Below are 16,111 nucleotides of genomic sequence, written 5' to 3'. Positions count from 1 at the left end.
CCCTATCTGGGCGGATTGGCGCTGTTCATCCTGCTGTACTCGGTCACCTCGACCTTCCTGTACTTCCAGCAGGCCAGCATTGCCCAAGCATCGTTTCCCGACCGGGCGGCCCGCACGGCGTTCTTCGCCAACATCGACCTGATCGTCAATGCAATAACGCTGGTGTTCCAGCTCTTCGTCACGGGCCGGATGCTGGCCACCCTGGGCGTCGTGGTGACGCTGTGCGTGTTGCCCCTGGTGAGCCTGCTGGGCTTCGCGGTCCTGGCCGCCAGCCCCAGCGTCGCCGTCATCGTGGCCGCACAGGTGGGCCGCCGCGTGGCGAACTTCGCGCTGGCCCGTCCCGCCCGCGAAATCCTGTTCACCTCCAGCGCCCGCGAGGACCGCTACAAAGCCAAGAACTTCATCGACACCGTGGTTTACCGGGGTGGCGACCAGCTCGCCAGTTGGGGGTATGCGGGCCTGATGGGCTTGGGCCTGACCCTCGCACAGATTCCCATGATCGCGGTGCCGCTGTCGGCCGTCTGGCTGGGCCTGAGCGTCTGGCTGGGGCGCACCCACCAGGCGCAAGAGCGGCAGGACGCCGCCGCCGTGCCATCCATCCACTGAGGACACGACCATGAAGCCTTCCCGCCGCTCCGTTCTGAAATCCATGGGCCTGCTGGCCGCGATGCCGTGGCTCATCCCGGCGACCCGCGCGTTCGCGGCCCCGCCGATGCGCATCGGCGTGATCGGCGCGGGCTGGCTGGGCGGCACCGTGGGACGCCTGTGGGTCAAGGCCGGGCACGAGGTGATGTTTTCCTCGCGTAACCCCGACAAGCTGGAGGCCATGGCACGCGAACTGGGGCCGCGCGCTTCGGTCGGCCAGCCGCTGGCGGCGGCAGAGTTCGGCACCGTGCTGTTGCTGGCCGTTCCCTTCGAGGCACTGCCCCAGGTCGGGCGCGATCTGCGCAGCGCCTACCGCGGCAAGATCGTGCTGGACTCCACCAATCCCTGGGGGGCGAACAGCGCCGACGTGTACCGCGAAGCGCGCGAACTGGGCGTTGCTCAAACCGTCGTCAAGTACATGCCGGGCGCGCGGCTGGTGCGCGCGTTCAGCGCTGTCGATGCCACCGTGGTCGAAACGTCGGCCTCACGGACTGGCGGGCGCATCGGGATGCCCATCGCCAGCGACGACGCCGAAGCCATGCGGGTCGCCGCCGACCTGGTCCGCGATGCCGGGTGCGATCCGGTCGTCGTCGGCAATTTGGCGGCGTCCGCTTCCTTCCAGCAGGGCGGTCCAGGTTTTCGCGCCCACCTGACAGCGCCGGCATTGCGCCAGCGCCTCGGCCTGCCATCCAGCAGCTGAGCCCGATATGGACATCGAACGAATTCGGCAAACCCGACTCCACGCCCGACCATCCACCGTCCAACCCGCGAATGGAGGCTTGACATCATGAATCTGCGCAGGCTCGGCTTTGCCGCCACGCTCTCGCTCACCCTATACCTTGGCGCCACCGCCCCGACGCCCGCCAACGCGCAGGCCACCGCGACCGCGCCCGGTGGCCTGCCTTTCCAGGTCAAGGCCGTCGGCACATTCGAGAGCCCCTGGGCCATGGCCTTCCTGCCCGACGGCAACCTGCTGGTGACGCAAAAGCAGGGCGCGATGATCCTGTTCGACCCCAGAACAGGTGCCAAGCGAACGCTGTCCGGCACACCCGCCGTCAGCAGCAGAGGTCAGGGCGCACTGATGGACATCGTCCCCGCTCCCGATTTCTCGGCCAGCAAGCGGGTCTATTTCAGCTACTCCGAGCCGGGTTCCAGTGCCGGCAGCCGGGTCGCGCTCGCCACCGCGACACTGGATCAGGCAGGCGGTGCGCTCAGGGAGACGAAGGTCATCTTCCGCGCCCAGGAGGCCTCCACCGGCGGGCATTATTCGGGCCGCATCGCCTTCTCGCCCGATGGCAAATATCTCTTCTTCACCAGTGGCGACCGTCAACTGCTCGATCCGGCGCAGGACCCCAGATCAACGCTCGGCAAGGTGCTGCGCCTCAACCTCGACGGCACACCGGCCGCCGGCAATCCGCTCGCGGCCAAGGGCTTCCACGCCGCCGTCTGGTCCTACGGCCACCGCAATCTGCTGGGCGTCACCTTCGACAAGGAGGGGCGCCTGTGGGAGATGGAGATGGGTCCACGCCATGGCGACGAGATCAACCTGATCAAGCCCGCCCTCAACTATGGCTGGCCCAGGGCATCGAACGGCGACCACTATGACGGCCGCGACATCCCCGACCACGCGCCGGGTGATGGCTTCGAGGCGCCGAAGGTGTTCTGGAACCCTGCCATCTCCCCGGGCGGCCTCGCTTACTACGACGCGGAGCTGTTCCCGCAGTGGAGGAATTCCCTCTTCATCACCGGCCTCTCGGGCCGGTCGCTGGATCGCATCGCCCTCGACGGTGAGAACGCGAACCAGGCAGACCATTGGGACATGGGCGAACGCATCCGCGCCGTGCGCACCGGGCCGGATGGCGCGCTATGGCTGCTGGAGGACGGCACGAGCGGCCGGATGCTGATGCTGGCGCCAAAGGGTTAGCACAGAGGGCCCGACGTAGCGCACAGACATGACCTGAGAAAGAGTCCCTGCCCATGAGCTTGACCTTCGTATTCTTCCGTTCCGTGGTACTGACCTTGGTGGTCGGCCTGTTCCTGCTGGCCAGCGGCAGAGCCGCTCGCAGGCCGAGGGTGCAGGCGGCCTTCTGGACGACCGCCGCGCTCGTGCATCTGGTCTGGTGGTTCCTGCCCGATTTGGAAGGCGTGTGGAGCCAGGGAGGCCGTTGGCTGGTCAGCGCCTGGGTCGGCGCACTGGTGACGGCGGTGCTCTTGATCGTGCCCTTCGCGCTGTTCCTGGCCGTGCGCTGGGCGCTCCGGCGACGCTCGCCTGCGGGGGCGCAGGCGCACGGCCCACGGGTGCAGCTCGTGTACGTCGGCCTGTCGCTGGCCGTCGGCATCGCCGTGAGCTTCGGCACCATCGGCGGACCCGTTGTGCGCGAGGAAGTGATCCAGGTGCGCGGCCTGCCCGAGGGCCTGAACAGCCTGCGCATCGCCAACATCGGCGATGTCCATGTCGGCCCCTTCATCAAGCCCGCCGACCTCGCCGCCGCGGTGGATCTCGTCAACGATCGCAAGGTGGACCTGCTGGCGATCACCGGCGACCTGATCGACGACCTGGACCAGCTCGAACCGACCCTGGACGCCCTGGAGCGCAGCGAGGCGCTGCCCGTGCTCTCGATCCTCGGCAACCACGACAAGTACCCCAACGAGGCCGCCGTGGTCGCCGCCCTCAAGCGCCGCAATCCGCGCATCGAGGTGTTGATCAACAGCAGCATCCAGGTACACCCGCGCGGCGTTGCGCTACGCGTGGCCGGCGTGGACTACCCGCTGGCCGCGGACGGGCGCCACATGCTGCCGCGCGACGAGCAGGATGCCGCGATGCTTCGGTTCGCCGACCTCGCGTTTGCGCAAGCCACAACCGGCGAGCCGCTGGTCGTGCTCTCGCACCATCCCGAGTTCTTTCCCATTGCCACGGCGCGCGGGGCCATGCTCACGCTGTCCAGCCACACGCACGGGGGCCAGGTGCGCCTGTTCGGGCGGCCGGTGATCGTCGCCTACGACTACATGCACGGCATCTACCAGAAAGGGAACGCCTATCTAGACGTGAACTCGGGATTGGGACACTGGCTCCCATTGCGCATCGGCGTGCCCCGCGAGATTTCGATCATCACACTCCGGCGTGGCTGATGCATGTGCGGCCATCGGGGCCGCTGAAACAGTACGCCGCCCAATCCCCTCGGAGGAAAGCCTATGAACATATCCAATATTGCGATGCGCCCCAAAGCGGGCACGAGCGGCGAAAACTCTACTTCACGGGTGCCTGGCAGCTGGCCCCGAACAATCACCGCGCTGATCCTGCTGGTGTTCGGCTTGGCGGTTGAGGTGGGCGGCGTGATCCTGGTTGCCAACGGCGGCTCGCTCTATTACCTGGTCACGGGGGTGGCCTCTATCCTCAGTAGCGTGCTGCTCTGGCGCGGCGATGGGCGAGGCACTTGGGTTTATGGTGCCATGTTGGTCTGGACCGTGGCGTGGAGCCTCTGGGAAGCCGGATTTTCCGGCTGGCAGCTCGCGCCCCGGCTGATTGTACCCTTCCTCCTCGCAACGTTGTTGCTGCTGCCATCTATCAGACGTCTGCCTTCGCCGTTGCGGCTTCGTGGTGGTGCCACGTTCGCCGGTAGCTTGGTTGCGGCGGTCGTCGTGGGCAGCGTTGCCCACAGCCCGGACGAGGATAACGAGGTTCCCTCCATGCGTCGGGGGGTCCAGGCTCAGCCGCTAGCGAGGATCGACCACGACTGGCAGGCCTACGGCAACGACCAGGGCGGCACACGCTTCAGCCCGCTCGATCAGATCAATACTTCCAACGTCACTGGACTGACCAAGGTCTGGGAGGCCGAGATGGTAGCCACGGTACCCGGTGAGATGAACGCGCTGCAGGTCACCCCCATCATGGTCGGCGACACGTTGTATGCCTGCGACGGCAACAATGGCGTGCATGCCTTTGACGCCGAGACCGGGCAGGTACGCTGGCGGCGCAACGTCTCCAATGGCCAGGAGCCGTCCGGCAAACCCTGCCGCGGCGTGGCCTACTATAAGGTACCAGACGCCCCTGAAGGCAGCATGTGCGCGGAACGCATCTTCGCCCCCAGCCACAATCCGACCCTCGCTGCCATCGACGCACGCACGGGCGAACTCTGCCCCGCCTTCGGCCACAAAGGCCTTGTCGATCTGCAACAGGGGATCGGACCCTATCCGCACGGCCTGTTCTACGTCAGCTCGGCGCCTCAGGTCATCCGGGGCAAGGTGGTGGTCGGCGGCGGTATTCCGGACGGCCAGTATTGGGGCGGGCCTTCGGGTGTCATGCGGGCCTTCGACGCTGTGACCGGCGAACTGGCCTGGGCCTTCGACGCTGGCGTGCCGGATCGCATTGGCGCGCCGCGAGGGCGAGGTCTATACGCCCTCCCTGCCGAACAGTTGGGCGCCGATCAGCGCCGACGAGCAACTGGGCCTGGTCTATGTGCCCATGGGTGGGGCCACGCCCGATGCCTACGGCGGTCAGCGCCGCCCGTTTGACGACGACATTGGCAGCGCCGTCGTCGCGCTGGGGCGGCCGAGCACACTTTCCGCGCACTGGACGCCAGCACCGGCCAGGAGTTGTGGAGCAGCCGTCTCGCCACCAGCGCCAACGCGACGCCGATGACCTACCGCAGCCCAGTCAGCGGCCGGCAATTCGTGGTGGTAACTGAAGGCGGCAGACCGGCCTATGGCACCAAGCCGGGAACGAGGCTCGTCGCTTTTGCACTACCTGCTGAGCAACGCTAACCCCCGCTTTACCATCGTTCACGGACGGCATCCTCCACAGAAGGATGCCTATAGCGATGTAAGATTTGATCGAGTAAAGAGACCGTGATGAGTTGCAGCTAGTAGTTGTAGCGCCATGCATGGCTACCACCGCGTGAACCAAAATCCGAGGTGCACGAAAAAGCCGGCTGAGAGACTCAAGCCGGCTCGACTCTTGCTTCCACAGGTGCTCTTACCGAACGTTCGGAGAGCACCAGGTGATTCAGAGATTGAAATCAGGTAGCTGGCTTGCCTTGTCCTCGAAGCCATAAACAGATTTGACCTCCAGATACTCTTCCAGCCCCAAAGGCCCCCATTGAACGACCGATCCGGACTGCTTGTACCCCCCATCGGCGTTACCGAGTTCGTTTCCGCACCGTTGAAAGAAACACGCCCAGCACGCAGTCCTTTGGCAAATTCGTAACCCCGATCGCAGTCACCGCTGAAAACATAACCACCCAAGCCATAAGGCGAGTCGTTAGCAATTTCGAGAGCCTCGCTTTCAGTGGAGTACGGAATAACTGCCAGAACTGGGCCGAAGATTTCCTCCCGAGCAATGGTCATGTCAGGCGACACATCCACGAATACCGTCGGTTTGGTATAAAAGCCCGCCTCGAAGCCTTCCGGCCGCCCTACCCCACCCGCGACCAAACGTGCGCCCTCATGGATACCTGACTGAATGTGACGCTGGATGCTATTGAACTGAGCTCTGCTCACAATCGGGCCCATCGTTGTCTCTGGGTTCTGAGGATCACCGAGACGGTACTTGCTCACTTCGTCTCGAAGGAATGGAATGACCTGCTCAACCTACGACTCATGCACCAACATACGGCTCGGAGCTTGGCAGGATTGTCCCGTATTGAAGAAGCAACGTTGGATGTTCCAGCGAGCCGCCTTCTCCAAATCAGCATCCTTGAGGACGATGTTGGCAGACTTCCCACCCAGCTCAAGGCAGACACGTTTGATGGTCCGTGCTGCGGCTTGCCCTACCTGACTGCCGGCACTTGTAGACCCAGTGAACGAAACTAATGTCTACATCAGGATGGCTGGACATGGCCTCACCGATCACGCGGCCAGGCCCGTTGAGCAAATTGAAAACCCCGTTTGGTACACCGGCTTCGTGCAGGACCTCAGCAAGCAAAATGGCACTGATCGGCGAGTTCACGCTCGGTTTTGACACAACAGTACATCCTGCCGCCAAGGCATAAATCACCTTGATGACTTTTGTCTGGATCGGCCAATTCCACGGCGATATCAATGCACACACACCAATGGGCTCGCGACGAACGATTTTTGCACCAACCCTCGATTCGAAGGCATAGCTCTTCAGCAAGTCGCGGGCAACCTTCATGTGGTTGATCGGCCATGACTTGTGCACGCGAACTGACAGGTATTCCAACTTCTTGAGCGATTGCTGCTGCGAACTCATCAATACGCAATTCGTAGGCATTGATAATCCTGTCGATTAACGCAATACGCTCATCCGCGGAGGTTTGCGAAAAGGTTTCAAACGCCTTTCGCGCAGCAGCTACCGCCTTGTTTACGTCGTCCCCTCCCCCCATCGCGATGCTCGCAAATGGAATCTCGGTCTCGGGATTGATCAGATCGATGTAGCTGGGGTTAAGCGGAGTCCCCCATTTCCCGTCGATGTAGAACTTCTCATAACGCTGCATTGCCCTGACCTCTCTCTGCTTGCTATTCAACTGCTGTGTGTGTGTACGGGCTACCAACATTGTCAGCAGAGCCGCGCTCAAGAGGAACACTGCGCTGGCCATAAAAGTCGCCTGATACCCAACTCCGTCATAGAGAAAACCACCAGCAGTTGCACCAAGCGTAATCGCTAGCTGAATCACCGCCACCATCAGACCACCAGCCACCTCAGCATTCTCGTGTGTTCAGTTATAAATGCTGCCTGGATAATGCGCTAAATCAGGGATTCAAGCTCTCGGCATCATGGATGGCCCATCATTGGTGAGTGAATCTCAGTACTGTATTGATCGCTTACAGGATAATCAACTTAAAAATAGCCTGTAGAATATCATCCCACCGACAACAAATTAAATCCGGATATCGAGTAGGCATCTTGATCCTTGCCGCACTCGATTATCGTACGTCATCTGCAAAAACAACAATTGGGGAACGCAGCCAGCTAATGAGTTACCAGACTGGAATAGCTTGCCTAACCCTTCCCTACTTAATGATTCAAAACAAGACTATAGATATTCTCACACCCAAAGAATTCAGGATACTTATGAACCTTTCAAAACTTACAGCTTCAATTATTTTAATCACCGGCCTGGCTGGCTGTGCGACAAAACTTCCGACGCTTAAAGATGGCGAATCCATTGTCAATCTTCACGAGCAGATTGGTGATGAAATGCTGGCCAGACGCCTGGATACGCAAAGTGCAGAGAACCTGACTTATTTCAAAGTATCGCCAGGGGCGCATACGATGGAACTTGGGGTAGTGACCAAGGGCTATCAGGAAAGCCTGCACCGCTGTGTTGCCACCCTGTCCTATGACAATTTTTTACCGAATGAACGTTACACCTTGATGGAAAGTAGTGCAGGAAGAGAGGTGAAGATTGAACTTCTGGACAGTAAAGGTAACACCTTGGCTCAATCTGACAAAATACCCTGCTTGTAATTTTTCGCAGAGCATATGATAGCGAGGCACCCTCTAAGTACACAGCAATCATGACAGGTTTACTCTACGCCAAGACAATAATGCCCGGCCTATCGCCGGGCTTTATTGTTTAGACATTATCGTCAGAGTTTGTCCACGCCCCGCTCGTTCCATCCGCCACCCAATGCACGATACAAGCTCACTTCAGCCTGCAACTGCGCAAGACGATCGTTGATCAGTTCTTGTTGGTTGCTAAAGAGCGAGCGCTGCGCGTCCAGAAAGGTCAGGTGGCTATCCACGCCGATTCGATAGCGACGCTCGGCAAGGCGATAATAATCTTGGCTGGCGTTAACGAGGTCATTCTGTGCCTGCAACTGATCGATGTAGGTTTTACGTGCGGTCAATCCGTCGGAGACTTCCTGGAAAGCGGTCTGGATAGTTTTCTCGTAGTTGGCCACTCCAATATCTTTCTGAATCTCCGAGTAATTCAGGCTGGCGCGTAACGCGCCTGCGTTGAAAATCGGCAAACTGATGATAGGGGAAAACGCCCAACTGCCTGCGTCACTCTTGAACAGCCCATCCAGATTCGCGCTCGAGGTGCCAGCATTTGCCGTAAGGCTGATGCTAGGAAAAAACGCCGCTCGCGCCGCACCGATATTTGCGTTAGCCGCCATGAGCGAATGCTCGGCAGCTAGGATGTCAGGGCGGCGGACGAGTAAATCACTGGACAGTCCGGCCGGTACGTTGGCGAGCAGGTCGCCATCCAAGGGCTGTGGCTCTGGCAAATCTGCGGGCAGTCTTGTACCGAGAAGAAGCACCAAAGCATTCTCGTCTTCGGCAACCCGGCGCTGGTAGTTTGCCAGGCTTGCCCGCGCACCTTGCACCGAAGTACGCGCCTGTGCGAGATCAAGCGCAGAAGCCACACCCACCTGATTGCTCCGGGTGGTCAGACGTAGGCTCTCCTCGTAGGTGCCCAGCGTGTTCTCGGTGAGCTTGAGCAATTCACGGTCAGCTTGCCAGGTGAGGTAGGCATTGGCCACGCTCGAAACGATGCTGATCTGGGCCGAACGTCGTGCCTGGGCGGTCGACAGATAAGTTTCCAGAGCCTGCTGGCTGAGACTGGCGATGCGACCAAACAGATCCAACTCGTACGAACTGATTCCCAAGTTGACGTCATATTGGCTGGAAATACTGGGCTGACCAGGCTGCGACTGAGCGCTCGGCAGCCGCTGACGCGTTCCGCTGGCGTTGGCGCCGATCGCCGGAAACAGGTCAGCTCTCTGGATTCGATATTGTGCCCGGTACGCCTCAACGTTCAGTGCCGCGACCTTCAGGTCGCGGTTATTGATCAAGGCGATCTGGATCAATCGCTGCAATGCCGGATCGTGGAAAAAGTCGCGCCACCCCTGCTCCACAGCGGCCTGGTCGGCGGCGTTGGCCGCCTGATAGGCAGGCCCCTGCGGATAGTGAGCCGCAACCGGTGTCTGCGGTCGCTGATACTCAGGGATCAGCGAGCAACCACTCAGAACAGCGGCGGTGATCGCGAGACCGATTAAAGAGCGAGTCATTTGCATGCCTCCTCACGCATAGCAGTTTCTTCCTGCTTCTTGCGGCTGCCTTTAAACAAGGTTGAAACGGAAACGAAGAACAGGGGAACCCAAAAAATTGCCAGAACGGTGGCCGTTATCATGCCGCCGATCACGCCCGTGCCGATGGCGTGTTGACTGCCCGAGCCCGCTCCACTGGAAATCGTCAGCGGCAGTACGCCGAGGATAAAGGCCAGGGACGTCATCACGATCGGACGCAGACGCATACGGCATGCCTCAATCGTCGCTTCAAGCAACGGTTTACCTTTTTCATTCAACTCCTTGGCAAACTCGACGATCAGGATCGCATTCTTCGCCGCCAACCCCACCGTCACCAACAGACCCACCTGAAAAAACACGTCGTTGGACAGCCCGCGCAATGCCGTGGCCATCAGCGCGCCAATCACCCCAAGAGGCACGACCAAGATGACCGCAATCGGGATCGACCAGCTTTCATAGAGTGCCGCCAGACATAGAAACACTACGAGAATCGACAATGCATACAGAGCAGGCGCTTGTGAACCTGAAAGACGCTCCTCATAGGACAACCCGTTAAACGAAATGCCTACGCCGGACGGCAGCTGTCCTGCAATTCGCTCGACTTCCGCCATCGCCTGGCCAGAGCTGTAACCCGGAGCGGGAGTCCCGAGAATTTGCTCGGCAGGAACGCCGTTATAGCGTGACAGTTTTGGTGAGCCGAAGACCCACTCGGCACTCGCAAATGCCGAGAACGGGACCATCTGACCTTGATTGTTACGCACGAACCATTTGCTCAGATCCTCTGCGGTGCTGCGCGAGTCAGGTTGGCCCTGTACGTAAACCCGTTTAACTCGGCCGCGATCGACGAAGTCGTTCACATAACTACTGCCGTATGCCACTGACAGCGTGGTGTTGATATCGGTCAGAGAAATGCCCATCGCTCGAGCGCGCTCGTCGTCGATGGTCAGATGGTACTGTGGCTCGTCGGCCAAGCCGTTTGGGCGAACGCCGGCAAGGACCGGGCTCTGGGCTGCCAACTCGAGAAACTTGCTGCGCGCTTCCATGAGTTTTTGATGACCCACGCTATCCTGGTCCTGCAAGTAGAAATCGAAGCCAGTGGCGTTACCCAACTCCAGAACCGATGGCGGAACAACTGCATATACCAGGGCGTCGCGGTACTTCAGGAACTCTTGCTGGGCACGCTGGGCTATTTTGAACACAGTATTGTCACTGTCTCGTTCATCCCATGGCTTCAAATTGACGAACGCGATCCCTGAATTCTGCCCGCGGCCGGCAAAGTTGAAGCCGTTAACGGTGAAGACTGTAGCAACGGCTTTACCCTCTCCGTGCTCTTTGTCAAGCAAATATTGAGTCATGCGATCAAGCACTTTTTGCGTGGTCTCAGCCGAGCTGTTGGCCGGCGTCTGCACCTGCGTAAAGATCAAACCCTGATCCTCATCAGGCAGGAACGAGGTCGGTATCCGGGCGAACATCCAGATCGTGCCGGCGACGATTACCAGGTAAACCATAAAACCCGGCATTTTATGACGAATGATCTGGCCTACGCCCTGCTCATACCCGTTGATGCAGGCATCGAATTTTCTGTTGAACCATCCAAAAAAACCGCGCTTGGGCTGGCCATGTTTTGTCGGATCGATTGGTTTGAGCAGTGTGGCGCAAAGCGCCGGCGTGAATACCAAGGCAACAAATACCGAAAGCGCCATGGCCGATACGATAGTGATCGAGAACTGCCGATAGATCACGCCAGTGGAGCCACCAAAAAAAGCCATGGGCAACAGCACCGCCGAGAGCACCAAGGCAATACCCACCAGCGCACCCTGAATCTGTCCCATCGATTTGCGCGTGGCTTCCCTGGGTGAAAGGTGTTCCTCCGCCATCACCCGTTCGACGTTTTCAACCACCACAATCGCATCGTCGACGAGTAATCCGATCGCCAGGATCATGCCGAACATGGTCAAGGTATTGATGGAGAAGCCGGCGGCGGCAAGGACGCCGAAGGTACCTAACAACACAACGGGCACTGTCAAAGTCGTAATGATGGTGGCGCGCAGATTTTGCAAAAACAGCAGCATGACCAGAAAGACGAGCACCACCGCCTCGCCCAACGTATGCATCACTCCGTTGATGGATTCGGTGACTACCGGCGTCGTGTCATACGGGTACACCGCTTCAATCCCTGCCGGGAAGAAGGGTTTCAGTCGGTCGACCGTGGCGCGAATCGCCTTGGCGGTATCAAGCGCGTTGGCACCTGTGGCCAAGCGGATGGCGATACCCGAGGCAGGCTTGCCATTGGCTTGGGCGTTGATGCTGTAGTTTTCGCCGCCCAAACTGATATCAGCCACATCACTCAGACGCACCTGGGAGCCGTCGCTATTGACCTTAAGCAAAATATCACCAAATTGCTCGGAGGTCTGCAGTCGCGTCTTGCCAATGATAGTTGCGGTAAAAACCGTACCTTTGCGCGCCGGAAGACCACCGATCGTGCCCGAAGCCACCTGTACGTTCTGCGCCTCAATCGCCTCGGTCACGTCGACTGGAGTCAACTGGAACTGGTTCAGTTTGGCCGGGTCCAGCCAGACTCGCATGGCATACTGCGTACCCCAGATCTGAAAGTCACCGACACCTGAAGTTCTCGAAATCGGGTCCTGGATATTTGAGACGATGTAGTTGGATAGATCCTCCTTGGTGTATTTCCCATCGGTGGAAACCAGGCCAATGAACATCATGAAATTCTGTTGGAATTTTGTGACACGAAGCCCTTGCTGCTGCACTTCACGCGGCAACAGCGGCGTGGCCAGGTTCAGCTTGTTCTGCACCTGAACCTGGGCAATATCCGGGTTGGTACCCTGGTTGAAGGTCACGATGATTCGCATGCTGCCATCGGCATTACTCTCCGAAGAGATGTAGCGCAGATTGTCGATGCCGTTCATCTGCTGCTCGATTACTTGCACGACCGTATCTTGCACTGTCTGCGCGGAAGCACCGGGGTAAGAAACCTGAATCGCGACGGCGGGTGGTGCAATGTCAGGGTATTGATTGATCGGCAAATTGAGGATCGACAATGCCCCAACAAGCATGATGATCAGTGCAAGGACCCATGCGAAGATCGGTCTATCTATAAAATACTTCGACATCGTCTACTCCGACTTAGCGCTGGTGTTTACCGCTACTGGGGCTCTATTCGCCTCATCTGTCATCGCTTCCTGAGCGACCACGGTGATCCCCGGCTTAATGAACTGAAGGCCTTCGACGATGATTTTTTCTCCGGCGCTCAAGCCGCTTTCCACCAGTACATTCGCACCGACGGTGCGGCCAACCTTGAGCTGACGTTGCTCGACTTTGTTATCTGCGGTAACGACCATGGCGGTCGAAGTCCCCTTGAGATCCCGAGTCACGCCAATCTGCGGAGCAAGAATGGCCTGCTCGGCAACCCCCTCCTGCAACCGCGCATGCACAAAAATCCCGGGCAGCAGCAAGTGATCGGGGTTGGGGAATACAGCGCGTAGGGTGACCGAGCCGGTGGCTTCGTCGACCGAAGCTTCCGAAAATTCCAGTGAACCCTGCAGGGGATATTGACTACCGTCCGGAAGTGTCAGGTTAACTTTCGCAGCCTTGTCAGCCGACTTCTGCAACTGCCCGCTTTCAAGTGCCCGACGCAGTTTGAGCACCTCGCCATAAGGCTGAGTGACATCGACATAAATGGGGTCGAGTTGCTGGATAATCGCAAGGGGGGCTGCTTGACCATTAGAAACAAGCGCACCTTCGGTCACAGTCGAACGTCCAATTCGCCCGCTGATGGGCGCGAACATTTTTGTATATCTCAGATTGATCTGGGCGCCCTTGACTTGTGCCTCCGCCTGCATTAACTGAGATCGAGCGGTGTCATACTCCTGCTTGCTGACCGCCTGCTCATCGATCAGTTGCCGATACCGGGTAGTCAGCGAGCGAGATTGCTCCAAACTGGCCTGCGCACTGGCGAGCGTCACCTCGTAAGTTGATGCATCGATCTGATAAAGCTGCTGCCCAGCGTTGATATCTGCGCCTTCCTTGAACAAGCGTTTCAGGACGATGCCATCCACCTGCGGCCGAACCTCGGCAAGGCGGTAGGCACTGGTACGCCCAGGCAAGTCGATGAACAAGGTCACAGCCTGAGGTTTCAGGGTCACCACGCTGACTTGGGGGGCTTGCGCCGGGGTAGCAGCAGCCTGCTCCTTGTTGCATCCACTGAGCATCGTGGCAAAAGCAATGGCGGTCACCAAAGCAGGAATGACAAGCTTGAGTGGCATAAGGTCCTCGAACATCGCGCTGAAAAATCCGCGCATGAGTTTGCAAACTGCCGCAGCTCAGGCTGAAATAGCTGCTGACGGCCGTGGGAAAAAGGGTTCGGCAAGTACGCGTAGGAGGCGCGGTGCGAAAATCAAGCTTATTGACCGCGCCCGAAGAGCGCATGAGCTGCGCATTGGATTGTTATGCAGGCATGCTAGCAATGGAGATGCCTGGGGATTAGCCCAAATTCACTGAAATCACCAATGAGGAGCATTCAGTAATAAAATTCTTTCAGAGTATTTCAGATTGCCCGTAATGCGCTATATCAAGCAATTGACGCTCAATATCCTCTCGATTAGTGAGATTTGATCAGCCTTGACCTCGCCTGCCCGCAGCGCTTCGGCAGCACCAAGCCCTACTCAATCGGCCATCAGACCTTTCGCACCACATCAGCCTCCAGGTAACCACTACTGATGTTGCCCTCCGGATGGCGATACGCCGAAGTCTCAATTTCACAACAGTGGTGAGTATAGAGTCTCGACCCTCATTCTGTTCTGCCTGGCTGGCGTCAGGCAATCCGTTCAAGCTGGACATATCAGCTCTCTCTCCCAAAGAGAATCCGGCTAAACTGCTGTTGATCACGAACTATCCAAGCGGGCGCAACTCTCTGATCAAGTCGATCAGCAAACGTAGCGTGATGGGCACCTGCCGGTAGCTTGAATAATAGATATGAAAGCCTGGACCGACACTGATCCAGTCTTCTAAGACCAATTGTAAAATTCCTTCCGCTACAAGTGGCGCGACAATGGGTTCGGCACAATAAGTCAGCCCCGCACTCTGGGTGACCATGGCAAGCATCATCCGGGTCTCGTCCAGCACGACATTACCGGACACAGGGATCTCTAGTTGTTCACCATCTTTTTCAAACTCCCAGTTGTACATCCGACCGTTGCCTAGCCGAAACCTTAAACAACTGTGGTGTTTCAGATCCTCTGGGTGCAGCGGTACGCCACATCGGTCGAGGTAATCGGGGGTTCCGACCACGACCCATCGAACAGGCGGGGAAAGGCTTTGGGCAATCATGCCCTCAGGTACGGTAGCGCCATACCTGATACCAGCGTCGAAGCCTCCTTCAACAATGTCCACCATACTGTTGGTGGTTGAGACTTCCACTTCAATATCGGGGTAACGAAGAGCAAATTTCGATAAAACCGGTGCTAACAAAAGGAGTGCCGCGTCACTGAAAACATTCAGTCGTATACGACCCGTAGGCTCATCACGAAACTTGTTCAACAGCTCAATGGCCTGGTCGATTTTATCGACGGGTTCGCTTATCAATGCTAGCAGTTCCTCACCGGCTGCCGTCAGAGTGACGCTGCGGGTCGTGCGATTGAGCAAGCGAACCCCCAATCTCGCCTCCAGCCCCTTGATCGCATGGCTCAGCGCAGATGCACTTATCCCGACTTCAATACCCGCCCGACTGAAGCTGGAATGGCGGGCGACGGCTAAAAAGTAGATAAAATCGCCAAAATTAGCACGAGTCAGTTGCATGGGTTCTCTGCCATCGGTGTGAAACGTATCCGGAAAAGACCTCGCCGCCCCCTTTTTACGCCACAGATAGTTTTGCCGCCGGGGTCCTGATCGCTTTGAGGGATCAGGCATTACCTCGCAACGATTGCGGTCATGTATGATGACTTATCAATTTCCATAGGTACTCAAGGAATTCATGGCCAATGTGCAGTTGCGTCTGACCATAATCCAAGTTTCTCATAAAAAATTAATTAGTAGAGCTTATAGCCCCTTTAACGACTGATCAGTCGGTGGCGGTGAAGGGCCGGTTACGTTTACAGCCTCTCCAAGAACTGTTGCTGGCCGAACTCACGCGCGCCGGCGGCACCAACCTTTCTCGACCGCCCCCACGGTAACTACTCCATGAAATTATTCAGGGGTCGCTTTCTCCTGGCCGTTGTAGGTATTGCTATCCTAGGCATCGTTGGCGCCCTTGCCTGCTTTACAACCCCGGTGTTCGACGCTTTGTATATCGGCAATCAGCTGATGCGCATCGAGCATTCACCCAATCATGCCGATGGCGTGTTCCGCAACCAGATCGACACGCCCATGAAGACGACAGACAGTCCGAGCTGTCGATGTGGATGGAGACCCTCTTTGGGGAGAAGGGCCAACCCCGTCCGCCTGGCGCGATTCCCGC

Annotated in this window: 11 protein-coding genes and 5 pseudogenes; 9 read left to right on the top strand and 7 right to left on the bottom strand. The window is 58.4% G+C overall.

Annotated features, from left to right (window positions below; genetic code table 11):
* The 7 genes and pseudogenes from AC3WLP_RS26925 to AC3WLP_RS26895 form a co-directional block, all read left to right on the top strand.
* Positions 1-606, top strand: a pseudogene (locus AC3WLP_RS26925) (MFS transporter); the annotation flags it as partial.
* A gap of 10 nt (positions 607-616) precedes the next feature.
* Positions 617-1,345 (top strand): NADPH-dependent F420 reductase, encoded by a 729-nt coding sequence (locus tag AC3WLP_RS26920; protein WP_088513797.1) that lies wholly within the window; start codon positions 617-619, stop codon positions 1,343-1,345.
* Between the two features lie 87 nt (positions 1,346-1,432).
* Entirely contained in the window at positions 1,433-2,569 is a 1,137-nt protein-coding gene (locus tag AC3WLP_RS26915; protein WP_178085932.1) for a PQQ-dependent sugar dehydrogenase, read from the top strand.
* 53 nt (positions 2,570-2,622) lie between these two features.
* The gene (locus AC3WLP_RS26910; RefSeq protein ID WP_088513798.1) at positions 2,623-3,774 is read left to right on the top strand and encodes a metallophosphoesterase; all 1,152 of its coding nucleotides are present in this window, start codon (positions 2,623-2,625) and stop codon (positions 3,772-3,774) included.
* A 63-nt stretch (positions 3,775-3,837) separates the two neighbouring features.
* Entirely contained in the window at positions 3,838-5,157 is a 1,320-nt protein-coding gene (locus tag AC3WLP_RS26905; protein WP_088513799.1) for an outer membrane protein assembly factor BamB family protein, read from the top strand.
* Positions 5,048-5,284, top strand: a complete 237-nt coding sequence (locus tag AC3WLP_RS26900) for a hypothetical protein (RefSeq protein WP_492576378.1) — start codon at positions 5,048-5,050, stop codon at positions 5,282-5,284. Before AC3WLP_RS26905 ends, AC3WLP_RS26900 begins: the two co-directional genes overlap by 110 nt.
* Positions 5,201-5,406: pseudogene (locus AC3WLP_RS26895) on the top strand (hypothetical protein); the annotation flags it as partial. The gene AC3WLP_RS26900 and the pseudogene AC3WLP_RS26895, both read left to right, overlap by 84 nt.
* 123 nt (positions 5,407-5,529) lie before the next feature.
* On the opposite strand, the pseudogene AC3WLP_RS26890 reads toward AC3WLP_RS26895, so the two are convergent.
* The 3 genes and pseudogenes from AC3WLP_RS26890 to AC3WLP_RS26880 form a co-directional block, all read right to left on the bottom strand.
* Positions 5,530-6,393 (bottom strand): annotated as a pseudogene (locus AC3WLP_RS26890) (aldehyde dehydrogenase family protein); the annotation flags it as partial.
* Positions 6,371-6,775 carry an aldehyde dehydrogenase family protein gene (locus AC3WLP_RS26885; RefSeq protein ID WP_309475400.1) on the bottom strand — a complete coding sequence of 135 codons (405 nt, stop codon included), beginning with the start codon at positions 6,773-6,775 and terminating at the stop codon, positions 6,371-6,373. The pseudogene AC3WLP_RS26890 and the gene AC3WLP_RS26885, both read right to left, overlap by 23 nt.
* Before the next feature lie 85 nt (positions 6,776-6,860).
* Positions 6,861-6,986, bottom strand: a pseudogene (locus tag AC3WLP_RS26880) (aldehyde dehydrogenase family protein); the annotation flags it as partial.
* 521 nt (positions 6,987-7,507) lie between these two features.
* Between AC3WLP_RS26880 and AC3WLP_RS26875 the strand changes: the two are divergent.
* On the top strand, positions 7,508-8,071 hold the full coding sequence (locus AC3WLP_RS26875) for a PA0061/PA0062 family lipoprotein (RefSeq protein ID WP_256596102.1): 564 nt from the start codon (positions 7,508-7,510) through the stop codon (positions 8,069-8,071).
* A 122-nt stretch (positions 8,072-8,193) separates the two neighbouring features.
* Here AC3WLP_RS26875 and adeC read toward each other — a convergent pair whose 3' ends face one another.
* From adeC to AC3WLP_RS26855, 4 genes are all read right to left on the bottom strand, one after another.
* Positions 8,194-9,618 carry an AdeC/AdeK/OprM family multidrug efflux complex outer membrane factor gene (adeC, locus tag AC3WLP_RS26870; protein ID WP_088513800.1) on the bottom strand — a complete coding sequence of 475 codons (1,425 nt, stop codon included), beginning with the start codon at positions 9,616-9,618 and terminating at the stop codon, positions 8,194-8,196.
* Complete coding sequence (locus AC3WLP_RS26865) at positions 9,615-12,770, bottom strand: efflux RND transporter permease subunit (protein ID WP_088513801.1); 3,156 nt, start codon at positions 12,768-12,770, stop codon at positions 9,615-9,617. Before AC3WLP_RS26865 ends, adeC begins: the two co-directional genes overlap by 4 nt.
* Positions 12,771-12,773: 3 nt before the next feature.
* On the bottom strand, positions 12,774-13,922 hold the full coding sequence (locus tag AC3WLP_RS26860; RefSeq protein WP_088513805.1) for an efflux RND transporter periplasmic adaptor subunit: 1,149 nt from the start codon (positions 13,920-13,922) through the stop codon (positions 12,774-12,776).
* A gap of 625 nt (positions 13,923-14,547) precedes the next feature.
* The gene (locus AC3WLP_RS26855) at positions 14,548-15,453 is read right to left on the bottom strand and encodes a LysR family transcriptional regulator (protein ID WP_088513802.1); all 906 of its coding nucleotides are present in this window, start codon (positions 15,451-15,453) and stop codon (positions 14,548-14,550) included.
* A 381-nt stretch (positions 15,454-15,834) separates the two neighbouring features.
* Here AC3WLP_RS26855 and AC3WLP_RS26850 point away from each other — a divergent pair.
* Positions 15,835-16,111, top strand: a pseudogene (locus AC3WLP_RS26850) (MBL fold metallo-hydrolase); the annotation flags it as partial.

The sequence above is a fragment of the Pseudomonas sp. FW305-E2 genome (assembly GCF_058782925.1).
Note: the sequence above shows the minus strand (reverse complement) of the source record. Positions and strands in the feature narration are given on the sequence as shown.

Excerpts from the sequence above, each read along its gene's own strand:
- AC3WLP_RS26920 (WP_088513797.1), top strand. The coding sequence starts at position 617 with ATGAAGCCTTCCCGCCGCTCCGTTCTGAAATCCATGGGCCTGCTGGCC.
- AC3WLP_RS26915 (WP_178085932.1), top strand. The coding sequence starts at position 1,433 with ATGAATCTGCGCAGGCTCGGCTTTGCCGCCACGCTCTCGCTCACCCTA.
- AC3WLP_RS26910 (WP_088513798.1), top strand. The coding sequence starts at position 2,623 with ATGAGCTTGACCTTCGTATTCTTCCGTTCCGTGGTACTGACCTTGGTG.
- AC3WLP_RS26905 (WP_088513799.1), top strand. The coding sequence starts at position 3,838 with ATGAACATATCCAATATTGCGATGCGCCCCAAAGCGGGCACGAGCGGC.
- AC3WLP_RS26885 (WP_309475400.1), bottom strand. The coding sequence starts at position 6,775 with ATGAAGGTTGCCCGCGACTTGCTGAAGAGCTATGCCTTCGAATCGAGG.
- adeC (WP_088513800.1), bottom strand. The coding sequence starts at position 9,618 with ATGACTCGCTCTTTAATCGGTCTCGCGATCACCGCCGCTGTTCTGAGT.
- AC3WLP_RS26865 (WP_088513801.1), bottom strand. The coding sequence starts at position 12,770 with ATGTCGAAGTATTTTATAGATAGACCGATCTTCGCATGGGTCCTTGCA.
- AC3WLP_RS26860 (WP_088513805.1), bottom strand. The coding sequence starts at position 13,922 with ATGCCACTCAAGCTTGTCATTCCTGCTTTGGTGACCGCCATTGCTTTT.
- AC3WLP_RS26855 (WP_088513802.1), bottom strand. The coding sequence starts at position 15,453 with ATGCAACTGACTCGTGCTAATTTTGGCGATTTTATCTACTTTTTAGCC.